The sequence below is a fragment of the Desulfamplus magnetovallimortis genome (assembly GCF_900170035.1).
Lineage (GTDB): Bacteria > Desulfobacterota > Desulfobacteria > Desulfobacterales > Desulfobacteraceae > Desulfamplus > Desulfamplus magnetovallimortis.
On the sequence record NZ_LT828540.1, the window covers coordinates 68,155 to 80,191 of the forward strand.

Annotated in this window: 10 protein-coding genes; 4 read left to right on the forward strand and 6 right to left on the reverse strand. The window is 39.0% G+C overall.

The features are described from left to right. Nucleotides 1-352: 352 nt before the first annotated feature. Nucleotides 353-1,009, forward strand: a complete 657-nt coding sequence (locus MTBBW1_RS00310; protein ID WP_080797598.1) for a lactate utilization protein — start codon at nucleotides 353-355, stop codon at nucleotides 1,007-1,009. Between the two features lie 2 nt (nucleotides 1,010-1,011). Beyond that, nucleotides 1,012-1,665 carry a DUF166 family (seleno)protein DfsP gene (gene dfsP / locus MTBBW1_RS00315; protein ID WP_080797600.1) on the forward strand — a complete coding sequence of 218 codons (654 nt, stop codon included), beginning with the start codon at nucleotides 1,012-1,014 and terminating at the stop codon, nucleotides 1,663-1,665. Nucleotides 1,666-1,795: 130 nt separating this feature from the next. Here dfsP and MTBBW1_RS00320 read toward each other — a convergent pair whose 3' ends face one another. The 5 genes from MTBBW1_RS00320 to MTBBW1_RS00340 form a co-directional block, all read right to left on the reverse strand. Then, nucleotides 1,796-4,072, reverse strand: a complete 2,277-nt coding sequence (locus MTBBW1_RS00320; RefSeq protein WP_080797603.1) for a 6-phosphofructokinase — start codon at nucleotides 4,070-4,072, stop codon at nucleotides 1,796-1,798. A gap of 32 nt (nucleotides 4,073-4,104) precedes the next feature. Continuing rightward, nucleotides 4,105-5,553, reverse strand: coding sequence for a diguanylate cyclase (locus tag MTBBW1_RS00325; RefSeq protein WP_080797605.1), 1,449 nt, complete (start codon nucleotides 5,551-5,553; stop codon nucleotides 4,105-4,107). A gap of 66 nt (nucleotides 5,554-5,619) precedes the next feature. Further along, nucleotides 5,620-6,351, reverse strand: a complete 732-nt coding sequence (locus tag MTBBW1_RS00330; protein WP_080797606.1) for an amino acid ABC transporter ATP-binding protein — start codon at nucleotides 6,349-6,351, stop codon at nucleotides 5,620-5,622. Then, nucleotides 6,348-7,361 (reverse strand): amino acid ABC transporter permease, encoded by a 1,014-nt coding sequence (locus MTBBW1_RS00335; protein ID WP_080797608.1) that lies wholly within the window; start codon nucleotides 7,359-7,361, stop codon nucleotides 6,348-6,350. The genes MTBBW1_RS00330 and MTBBW1_RS00335 overlap by 4 nt, the downstream gene beginning before the upstream one ends. A gap of 246 nt (nucleotides 7,362-7,607) precedes the next feature. After that, a complete protein-coding gene (locus tag MTBBW1_RS00340; protein WP_080797611.1) occupies nucleotides 7,608-8,435 on the reverse strand; it encodes a transporter substrate-binding domain-containing protein in 828 nt (275 codons plus the stop codon). A 407-nt stretch (nucleotides 8,436-8,842) separates the two neighbouring features. Between MTBBW1_RS00340 and ftsY the strand changes: the two genes are divergently transcribed. Both ftsY and MTBBW1_RS00350 read left to right on the forward strand, forming a co-directional pair. Beyond that, nucleotides 8,843-9,751 (forward strand): signal recognition particle-docking protein FtsY, encoded by a 909-nt coding sequence (ftsY, locus tag MTBBW1_RS00345; protein WP_080797613.1) that lies wholly within the window; start codon nucleotides 8,843-8,845, stop codon nucleotides 9,749-9,751. Nucleotides 9,752-9,912: 161 nt separating this feature from the next. Then, nucleotides 9,913-10,464, forward strand: a complete 552-nt coding sequence (locus MTBBW1_RS00350; protein ID WP_080797616.1) for a YebG family protein — start codon at nucleotides 9,913-9,915, stop codon at nucleotides 10,462-10,464. Nucleotides 10,465-10,473: 9 nt separating this feature from the next. On the opposite strand, the gene MTBBW1_RS00355 is transcribed toward MTBBW1_RS00350, so the two are convergent. Continuing rightward, nucleotides 10,474-11,985: an acetate/propionate family kinase gene (locus MTBBW1_RS00355; protein WP_139786607.1), complete on the reverse strand. Its 1,512-nt coding sequence runs from the start codon at nucleotides 11,983-11,985 to the stop codon at nucleotides 10,474-10,476. Nucleotides 11,986-12,037: the final 52 nt, after the last annotated feature.

Sequence of the window (12,037 nt, forward strand, 5' to 3'; positions counted from 1 at the left end):
TCGCCAGACGAGATAGTGTTTCGCTATGTGAGATTGTTGTTGAGATTCTGAGGTAGAAAGAATTCAATTGCATTTTATTTACTGAAGCTGATTCAGAACGTTTAGATGACTATAAAAAGAAAAAAAAATTAGTCAATACAATTTTTTAAAAAAATTAAATTAAAATAAAATTGATCACACTGCTTTTTTTTGTACTATCAAATTCGTATTTTGGGGTCAAAACAGAGCGCAAACCAATACCTTTGCAATACCTTTGTCAGATTCAGAGAATACTTTGTATGCTGATCATTGCAAATTTTTCACAAGACCATCAAAACTGGCGAAGGTAAATAAATAGTGATAAGGAGAATAAATGAAAAATCCCGAGTTGAACTACTGGAACCAAAGGCTTGCCAGGGTAAAAGAAAATCTGGAAGGTAATAATTTTGATGTTTATATTGCAGAAAATCTTGATAGTGCAAAAGATATAGCACTCAATGAGATTATTCCCGCACTTGATAACATAAGAACCATATCCTGGGGAGGTTCCATGACTTTTATCTCCACAGGCCTTTTTCATATTCTTAAAGATGACAAAAAATATGAGGTGATAAATACTTTTGACAGATCGGTTTCTGTTGAAGAGCAATTAGCCCTGAGAAGAGAGTCTCTCCATTGTGACCTTTTCTTAACCGGAACAAACGCCATCACAGAAGATGGACAGCTTGTTAATCTTGATATGATAGGAAACCGCATTGGTGCCATTACATTTGGACCTCGCCATGTCATTCTTTTTGTGGGAAGAAACAAAATATGCTGCGATCTTGATGATGCAATGTACAGGGTAAAGAACTATGCAGCACCTGTTAACACCATGAATCTTGATAAAAAGACACCATGCAGCAAGAGTGGATTCTGCCACAACTGTCAGTCTCCTGACAGAATCTGCAATACATGGACAATTACAGAAAAATGCTTTCCGCCCAAAAGGGTTAAAATTATACTTATTAATGAAGATGCCGGGTTCTGAAAATGCACAAAAAATGTGGCGAATTTCAAAGAGAGAGAATTACGATTTTTCAGCAAGAAAACTCAGCCTTAAGTAAAATTACAGGCATGAAGCGATTTGCCAGTGATAGGTTGGAAATAACGGTTTTCAATATTGATGATGAACTACCTGATATTTTGGATGATACATCTCAGTGGCTTCCAGATAGTATTGATGCAGATCTTGTTATTGACTATTTGACTCATCCTGATCTTTCAGTTGATTTGGCCTTTTTATGTCAGAAAGAAGGTGTTCCTGTGGTGGCATCAGGTAAAAAAATATCAGGGGGACATGCCATAACGCCGTGCATCTGCTGCATGCTGACGCATCATGATGAACTTGGGCTGTATGGAAGACTTTTTGGAGCACCGGAAATAAAACTTAATCTTAAAAATGATATCATAGAAAAAGTGGAAGTTATTCGTGGCGCGCCCTGTGGTGCAACCTGGGATGCTGCAAGAAAAATTGAAGGGCTTGATGTTGAATATGCAAAAGTACGATATGGCCTTGAAGTGCAGTTTTTCTGCACAGCAGATCCTGCATCCTGGGATCCAATTTATGGAAAAAGCCCTGTGCATATGGCCGCAGATATCCATAGTGCAGCTTTCAGAAAGTCTTTAAAAGAGGGTGTATTTTAGGCATCCTTCATATCAGATTAAAGTACTTTACATTTCTTGTCTGGAGTAGAGACGCAATGCATTGCGTCTCTACCGTTGGGTTATTTTGCCATTGGAAAAGTGTAAACCGGCAAATGAAGGATGCCGTTTTTTAAAGACTTTTTTTGTCAGGGCTTGATATGGCATTGAGGACAAGCATAAGAGGCTTGTCCTCTTCGCTGTTCCCTCTGAACCTTATTGGAGCAGGCTTTCTGTAGTGATCTTCACCATGATTTGCAGCAAGCCATTTTTTACGCATCGCTTTTAGTACCTTGAATGCATTTGAGTTTATGTCCACAATGTTTTTTTCCATCACAAGGGCAAGTTTTCCTTTTCTCTCTTCAAGGTGCATAAGCTTTGCAATGGGAATGCCCATAGGCTCCCATTGGTCAATTGAGTGCTCAAGATTTTTTATTACAGCCATTTGACCTGTGGCACCATTGGCAATAAGGCTGAAAGCTGTCATACCAAGATTGTATGTGTAGTTACAGTCAAATTTTGTGGGGTGACTTCCCCTGCCGTCATATCCATAAAAATGTGTCTGTGTCTTTATATTGGGGACTGATTTTTTATAGATCTCTGTTATGGTTTCAGGGATTTTCTCATCTTCTGAAATTATTCCGGCATTAACAATGGATTGCTTAAGGGTTTTCATGGAGATAATGTTGCTGTTAATGAGGTAGTATCGTAAGTCGCGACTGGAATCTTCTCCGTTTTTTTCATGCCCTGATGTTGATGGCGGGCTGGATGAAATAATATCTTTTGTTTTGTAATTTTTAAAAATCACATTGCCGTAAAGGTCAGGATCAAGTTTTGCCATTTTCATGGCATCTCTGTAATAGTCTGCCTCAATGCCAACTTTATATTCTCCTTTTTCCTTGAGAATATGAAGGTAATCCTTAACCATATCCATAATAATTTTTTCAGTTTTTACCTGTGAAAATTGAAAATTTCCGTGTGTATCCCTCTCTACAAGCAACCCTTCCTGGAAAAATGATGGCAGGTCATTGAAAAGTTCATCATCACGGCTGTTCCAAATTGGTGATGAACTTTTTTCAGTAATGCCCCTTGAAAGGCGTCGTAAATATTCAAGTTTAGCATCAAGGGATGGAAATGCAGCATGGAAGTCAAGATCGTGTATCTGATTGTAATCTGCAATTATGGTGTTCAGTTTGATTATAAATAACTGGATTTCATTTATAAACTCCAGTACTCCTTCAGGAATTATCATGACCCCGTAATTTTTTCCATGGGCTGCACGCTTGACAATGGCATCGCATATAAGCCTTGAAAGGTGCCTCAATGTCATTCCAAAAGCTGTATAGTCAATTTCATTTTTGGCTTCTGCCTTGGCAATACGTTCATTATCAACATAGTCGGCAAGCTCTTCTCCTATAAGGGTGAAATTGGCGTGGGTCTGCAATGCAGATTCAAGGGCAAGATGGCTTGCAACACGTCCCATAACCTTGCAGACATGCCAGTATTTAAGATCGGAGCTTGCATCTGTACAAAGATTGCTGATGTTCTGGGAAAAGGCCCTTGCTGCTGAGTGGAAACCAAAAGATATGGCACAAAGGGTAACTCCGTTTTCAGTTTTTACCTGAATGTCGCCATCAATTGTCTTGGGAATACCTATCACCTGAATTCCGTCAGACTTTAATTCCTGGGCAAGAAAGGCAGCATTGGTATTTGAATCATCTCCTCCTACAATGACAAGTGCATCAAGGTTCAAACCTTTGCAGGTTTGTCGGGAAAGTTCCATTTTGTGCTTGGAATCAATTTTTGTTCGTCCGGTTTTTATCATGGTAAAACCTCCCATGTTCCGGTATCGATCAACAAGCTCCTTTTTAATCTCAACGTATCTGTTTTCAAGAATTCCGTTGGGGCCAAGGATAAATCCAAAAATTTTTGAGTCAGGGTTGGCTTTCAATGCTGCGTCATATATTCCTGCAATAACATTGTGACCCCCTGGGGCAGGGCCTCCTGAAAAGACTATCCCAATATTTCTTTTTTTAAAGAATCTGCATTCATTCTCTCCATGGCCATCTGGATTACCTTTGACTGTCTCTGGCTGGCTTGCGTTTCCATGGATACCTATATTTTTATTGATCTTTTCAGCCTGGTTATCAAAATGACAGCCCCTTTCACAGGGAAGCAGTTTCTGAACATGGTTATTTATGATGTCAGGCAGTTTGTTTTCGGCTTCACGATTTATGGCAAAGCTGTATTGCGGCTGATCTTCAAGAACAATCAGATCACTTGAAAAGACTTCACATTTATGGGGGGCAAATGCACGCCTGTCCATAGTCTCTTCATTTATATCATCAATTACATATTTTGTTTCCGGGTGGGTCAGAAGGTATTCAATGTCCACTTTTTTCACACTCATTCTTCATATAGGTTTTGTTTTTGACAATCTGTTTATCTGGATTCAACGCAAACACGGTTCCTTCCTTCATTTTTTGCCCTGTATAGGGCTGCATCTGCCCGTTCAAAAACCTTTTCATGATTTTTATCTCCATCAGTTACCTCGGAGACACCTATGCTCACGGTCATCTTTATTGTATCTTTTTTATAGATAAATTCAATTTTTTCAATGGTTTGTCTTATTTTTTCGGCAACAGCCAAAGCTCCATCAGCAGCAGTTTCCGGCATAACTATTACAAATTCTTCCCCGCCATACCTTGCAAGCATGTCATTTTTCCTGAGAAGAGGTTTTGTTCTTCTTGTGATCTCCTGAAGACATTTGTCTCCTATTGCATGACCATAAGTATCATTGACTTTTTTGAAAAAATCAATATCAAGAACGAGAATTGAGAATATAGTCTTATATCTTAAAAAGCGTTCCATTTCGTCAGAGATGCGCTTATGATAAGCTCTTCGGTTATACACCTTGGTTAGGGGGTCCTGGTTTAATTTAGTTTCAAGATCCCTTGAATGTTTTATTGCCTGATCCAGCTCTTTTTTAAGTTTTGAAAAACCAGCCTGGAATTCATTGCGGTTTTTTTCAGAAAGAATTTTGACTGCTTTATCTTTGGCAGTTTTCTCTTTCAGTGCAGTCTCAATTGAAGAGAGGGTTTGAGAAACATGATTTTTAAGATCCTGAAGTCGTTCTGATACATCAATATTTGTTTTCAGCTCCCCGATTTCTGTGTTTAAGAGATTCTCAAACTCTTCATTGGATTTTGCTGTGGCATTATTGTGCATAAAAGAGTTGGTCATGCCAGCTTCAATTTGAAGAATGCGTTTGACAATTTCTTTTACAAAAGAAACCATTTTTTCTCTGTCAGAGCCAATATTATATATATATTGCTGTATTAAAGAGAATAACTCATCCTGCAATTGTCTTATGGTTTCAAAATCCTGCGTATTCTGAAATTTGGTGGCTATCTGATTCAGTTTTGTGCCGTAGGTTGAATCAAGGGTCTCTTTCATTGAGTTGGTCAGATTTATATATCCGGTCTTAATGCTTTCAAGATATATATCAAGTTCCGCATCTGCATCGGCTGCACATTCAGGGTTTTTGAAAAAACTTGAAAAAATTGAGCTTTTGCCTTTGGAATTGGTTGGCGGAGATTCCTTGAGCATTGAAGTTTGTACCTGGGAAAGAAGGTTTTCAATTGTTGATGGAGAATCTCCGTTTTTAATTGCATTCCCAAGTTCTTTTAATGAAATTACAAATGATGTGTTAGTGTCTTTTATATAGTCAATAATTGCCGGAAAATATCGGGCATACATATTAACGGTTGCCTCAAGGGTCTCTTCGGCAGCAGTAAGCTCCTTCATCAGAATATCCTTCTGTGACTGAAGTTTTTCAGCTCTGCTTTTTAATTCCAAAATGTATTGATCTTTATCCTGTTCAGTTGCCATTACATTCAACCTTATCAAAATCAAATTCACCAGTCATAAGTTTTTTCAATGAAAATAACAGGTTGATTATAAAATCTGTTTGAGGAAAAGTTTGGTACGATCATGTTCAGGGTTTTTGAAAAAGTGTTCGGGTGTACCGATCTCAAGGACTTTTCCTTCATCCATGAAAATAACTCTGTCCGCAACCTCCCTTGCAAATCCCATTTCATGTGTGACAACAACCATGGTCATACCTTCCTTTGCAAGGGTTTTCATTACATCAAGAACCTCTCCTATCATTTCCGGATCAAGAGCCGATGTTGGTTCGTCAAAAAGAATGGCCTTGGGATTCATTGCAAGAGCTCTTGCAATGGCGACCCTTTGTTGTTGACCCCCTGAAAGCTGATCGGGATAGACTTTCTGTTTATCACCTATGCCAACTTTATTCAAAAGGGTCATGGTTATTTCATCAGCCTCTTTTATGGATCTTTTACGGACCACATTCTGGGCAAGGTTTACGTTCTCTTTTACTGTCTTGTGGGGGAAAAGGTTAAAGGATTGGAATACCATTCCAACTTCAGCCCTTATTTTATTGATGTCGGTCTTTGGATGCAGGATATCTGTACCATCAATATAAATGTGGCCTTTGTCTGCTGTTTCAAGGCGGTTGAGGCATCTTAAAAAAGTACTTTTGCCTGACCCTGAAGGGCCAATAACAACGACTACTTCCCCACGGCCTATTTTGGCAGAAACATCTACAAGTGCATTTACCCTGTGGGGAACCCTGAATATTTTATATACGTTTTTAGCTTCAATCATGAATACATTGTCCTTTTTTCAAGATACTGCAGGAGCATTGAGAGGGAAAAGGTTAATATCAGATAGAGAAGGGCGCAGACAAACCACAGCTCAAATGGTTGAAGACTTGTTGTTACAACTTCCCTTGTGGCCTTGGTAAGCTCCCTTATTGCAATTATACCAAGAAGGGAAGAGTCTTTTATAAGGCTTATGAACTGCCCTGCAAGGGGTGGAATTATTCTCCTGAATGCCTGTGGAAGAATTACATGGTACATGCTTTGAGCATATGTCATACCAAGGGATCTGGAGGCTTCTGTCTGTCCCCTGTGTATTGACTGGATACCGGATCGAACAATTTCTGCAACATATGCCCCTGTGAAGGTTGCAAGGGAGGCAACTCCAAACCAAAGAGGTGGTATCTGGTGTATGCCATATTGTGCAAGCATTGTATTGATAAGTGTTCCAAGAACAAAATACCAAATAAAAATTTGCACAAGAAGCGGAGAGCCACGGACAAGCTCAATATACGTAATGGAGAGCCATTTAAATGCGGGATTAGATGAAATTCGTGCAAGGCCGGTAAAAAGTCCCAGCAGGATTCCAAATATAATTGCAATAAAGCTTACCTTCAGAGTAAGCCAGAGACCCTGAAGAAGAATACCCACTTTCCATTGCTGATAAACACCAAGCGTGTCACCGGCAAATACAAGATCACCTTCATATACACGGGTATCGTCCGATTCAAAGGTGTAGGCAAGTTCTTTACCTCCGTCAGCAGCAATCTTTATGGTGGTGCCAGTTTCAGTTGTTTCAATGGTTGTAACAGAACCATCGGATTCTGACTGAACAGCAATGTTATCCTTGAAAAAGAAATATTGGGGCACCCTGTACCATCGCCATGTGTAATCTATTTTAAGGGTGCAGTAATAGAGACCACCAATAAATGTTGAAATGATTAAAAAAAATACTACAACCCACATGAAATAGGTTCTGTTCTGTTGTTTTTGAAGAAGGGAGGATGAGGAATCCATTGATATTAAAACTCCTGGATTAATTTCAAGCAAGATCTGAGGGGTTTTATGTTGGATTGAGCCAGGCATGACAACTAAACAAATTAAGGAATTGATTTTTAATAACTTGCCCACACCTCGCCCCCAGCCACATTTTACAGACTTGGGAGGGGGAGTTTGGGTAAGTTAATTAAACCCAATTACTAAAAAACGGATTTTGTCATGCCTGAGTCATTATTGTTTTATTCTTCTATCCGGATTACGGATTTACTGGACGTTTTTGATCCAGTCTGTTGATCTTATCCATTTATTGTAGATGGTTTCGTATCTTCCATCGTTTTTGATTTGACGCAGAAAGTTGTTCAGAAAGTTGAGAAAATCCGGATCTCCTTTATTGATTGCCCATGCAAGTGGCTCAAAGGTAAATGGTTCATCAAGAAAAATCACTTTTCCTTCACCCTGATTAGCCATGAAAACAACGCAAAAGGGTAGGTCATATACAAAAGCATCAGCCTTTCCGTTTACTACTTCAAGAGAGCCTTCTGTCTCTGTTTCAAATGATTTGTATGTAGCCTTGGGGATCTTGCTTTTAACAGCCATTTCACCGGTTGTACCAAGTTTTGAAGTTACAATGTATTTTGGATCGTTAAGATCCTTGTATGATGTTATAACACCTTCATGTTTTTTATTCAGAAGAATTGTCTGACCAACAATTATATATGGATCAGCAAACATCACTTTCAGGTTTCTCTCTTGGGTTACTGTCATACCACTCATGATAATATCGAATTTGTTGGTAATCAAAGATGGAATTATTCCATCCCAGGCTGTGTTGACAGGCGTGAACTTTACGCCCATGGCCTTTGCCATCTCTTTGGCAATGTCAATATCAAAACCGACAAAACGACCTTTTTGGTCAGTCATTTCAAAGGGCATGTAACCTGCTTCAAATCCTACTCTCAGCTCTCCGCTTTTAAGAATTTTTTCCAGGGTTGATTTTTCTGCAAGCTCAATATCTGCTGCAAATATGCCGTTGGCTGTGCAGAAAATAAATCCGGTGATAAGAGCAAGTATTACTGTCAAGCCTTTCTTCATTATGATATTCCTCCTGATAATAAAATTGTTGGTAAACAAGGCACTCTTCATATCATCCACAAAATGGTTTACTCTTTTCCAAGAAATTTTTCTGGGAAAATAACATAAACTTTTATTGCAGACTCAGAACACTTTCGAACATGAAAAAGCCTTTAAGATTCTGACAACATATCTTAGTATTCTGTATATGAAGATAAGAATAAAGTAAACATCTTAGTTTCTAATTTTTAATTTTCATGTGAAAATAGTGAAAAGTCCATTTGAATCTGATATTCAGGCATGGTAAAGAGTTAGCCTTAAAAAAGTAAAAATTAAAAAATCCAGTGTGTTGAGATTCTTCCTGTTTTGACTCGTGATTGAAATTGGGCTTATGGTTTTGTTATTAATGAATATTTTATGGAGAGAGAATGGATTTAATAGGTAAATTTAAAAAAGGATTGAGTAAGACAAGAGATATCCTTTTGACAGATGTGAATGAACTTTTTTCTATGGATAGGAAAATTGATGAATCTCTTTTTGAAGAACTAGAAGAGATTCTTGTCATGTCGGATCTTGGCATTGATATTACAATGGAGATAATGGAGAAGGTCTCAAAAAAATCAAGAAAGCTTTCAACGGCAGACGAACTCAAGGAGGTCTTTAAAGATGAACTTAAAGCACTTTTCCCTGTTAAGGAAGAAACTCTCTTAAATGATCCAAAAGCAAAACCCCACGTTATTATGGTTGTGGGAGTAAACGGGACGGGAAAAACAACAACCCTTGGTAAGCTTGCATTAAAATATAAATCTGAAGGCAAAAAAGTCCTAATTGCAGCTGCAGATACTTTCAGGGCAGCAGCAATAGAACAGGTAGAAATCTGGGCAGACAGGGCATCTGTATCCATTGTAAAACATAGGGCAGGTGCTGACCCTGCTGCCGTGGCTTTTGACGGTGTGGAGGCCGGTATGGCAAGGGGAATGGATGTGGTGTTGATAGACACTGCCGGCAGACTGCATACACAGAAAAATCTGATGGATGAACTTCGTAAAATCAAAAGATCAGTTTCCAAGAGAATGCCGGGAGCGCCACATGAGGTGTTGATGGTTCTGGATGCAACAACTGGTCAGAATGCTCTATCCCAGGCAAAGCTTTTTAATGAAGCGGTTGGAGTTACCTCTCTTGCTTTGACCAAACTTGATGGAACAGCAAAGGGAGGGATTGTTGCTGCTGTTGCAAAAAGCATGAAAGCCCCTTTGAAATATATTGGCATTGGGGAAGGGGTGGAGGATCTTCAAGAATTTGATGCTGAAATATTTGTTGACGCCTTGTTTGATTGAAGTCGTGAAGTAAAAAAAATCTTGGAGCTTTCCCCAAAAAAATGCTTGTCAATTGCACAGAGTCATGAGAGCCGGCGTTGTTGCTTGATTGAAGATATGTTTGGTTGATGTCACCAGGGGATTTTTGTTTTTATGGTAGAATAAGTGACGGGGGAATTATTATGGCAGTAATCATTAAATATGTCGTTGTCAGGAATGGAGACGAAAAGATGACCTTTGCCACCAAAAAAGAGGCGGATGCCTATGACAAGATGCTTGATATTGCAGATCATCTTTATGATTTTCTTGAAGAAGAAGAGCTTCCTCTTGACGAAATTCAGAAAGAGTCAGTGTCAATGGCCATGGCAAGGAATGCAGACACCATTATAAAGATCATGAGGGGTATGAAAATAAAGAAGCAGCTTGTCCGAAAAAAAGCAGGGGGCACAGAGAGTCATGAAACAGACATGGGGGAATTAAAAAAAGAGGAGAGCAACAAGAAACCGGAGAGCAACAAGAAGCCGGAGAGCAACAAGAAATCGGAAAGCAGCAAGAACTCTGAAGTTAACAAAAATTTTGAAGTTGGTAAAAATTCTGAAGTTACCGAGAATGCTAAAGTTACCAAAAATAGTGAGCACAGCAAGGATAATGAAGAAAACAAAGAATCTGAAGATGAAACAGGTGCTAAAAGTTCATCTCCAGGACGCAAAACTAAAAGAAAAAGTGCTGCATAAGCTTGAGGATTAAATCACATTTTCGTGTTGTTCAGATTCCATGACATGTAACACTTCCTTTGCAATCTGAAGCTCTTCGTTGGTGGGAATGACCCAGACATCTACTTTACTGTTAACAGAATGAATTGCTCTGGGTTCTGATGATAATTCCTTATTTTTATCAGCATCAATTTCAATGCCCAGTCCTGAAAGATTGCTGCATATTTTTGCCCTTGCAGCAGCGTCATTTTCACCTATTCCGGCGGTAAAAACAATACCGTCAACAGAACCAAGGACTGCTGTATATGCGCCTATATATTTTTTAATCTGGTAGGTAAACATCTCAAGTGCAAGCTCAGCCAGCTTATCTCCTTTCCCGATTGCAGCATGGATGTCACGCATGTCATTCATGCCGCAAATTCCTTTAAGTCCGCTCTCTTTGTTGAATATGCTGTCAAGAGCCTCGGGAGTGAAGTTTGTATTTTCAATGAGATATCTTTGTATGGCAGGATCCATATCACCTGTTCTGGTTCCCATCATAACCCCTGCAAGGGGGGTCATCCCCATGGATGTATCAACGCATCTGCCCTGTTTCACAGCACAGATTGAGCAACCATTTCCAAGGTGAACTGTAATAAGATTAAGTTCACGTTTTTCAGATGAGCAGAGGTCACTGTTGTTGGCCTTACTCTCATGGGAGGTGGTCTTATTGCACTTTTCCCCCCTGCCTCTGTTATTTTTTATCAGATTTTCTGCTGTTGCTGTAACGTACTTGTGGGATGTTCCATGAAAGCCATAACGCCTGACCCTGTATTTAAGGTAAAAATCATAGGGTAAAGCGTACATATATGCCTGGGGAGGAATTGTTTTGTGAAATTCTGTATCAAAGACTGCAACATTTGGGATGCCTGGAAAAAGTTCTTCTGCAACCTCAATACCCGTTAGGTTAGGGGGATTATGAAGTGGCGCAAGTGGATTGTTCTCTTTAATGGCTTTTTTTACACCATCGTCTATTCTTATGGAGGCATTCAACTGTTCTCCACCCTGAACAACACGGTGCCCTATGGCATCAATTTCATCTGTGCTGCAAATTACACCTGAATCATGGGCACTGAGCATGCTTGCTGCAAGATGCATTGCTGCACGGTGATCTTTTATTGTTTTTTTTATTGTAAATTTTTCAAAAGTGTTATTTTGGCAATTTATTGATTTTTGGTCTTTTTTAATATGGTCATGGAAATCTTTTGCAGAAAGTTCATCTTGATTTCTATTTTCACTATTATAGATGTCTATATCTGTAATATTTGCCTGACCAATTGAGTCACCAATTGAGTCTGATGGCTTTTTTTCAACCACAAATTTTTTGTGTATCAGACTTCCTTCAGTGTCTCCAATACGTTCAACAACACCGGCTGCCATTACCCTGTGCGATTGAGACATATTATTTGGGGATGTTTTCGTTAATCCTGATTCGCTTTCCTGGATTTCAATGAGTTGATATTTCAGGGAGGAACTACCAGCATTAATTATAAGAATTTTCATTTTTTGGAATCCATACCAGCACTTGTGGTTTTTTATTAGAAATGCTCTATAA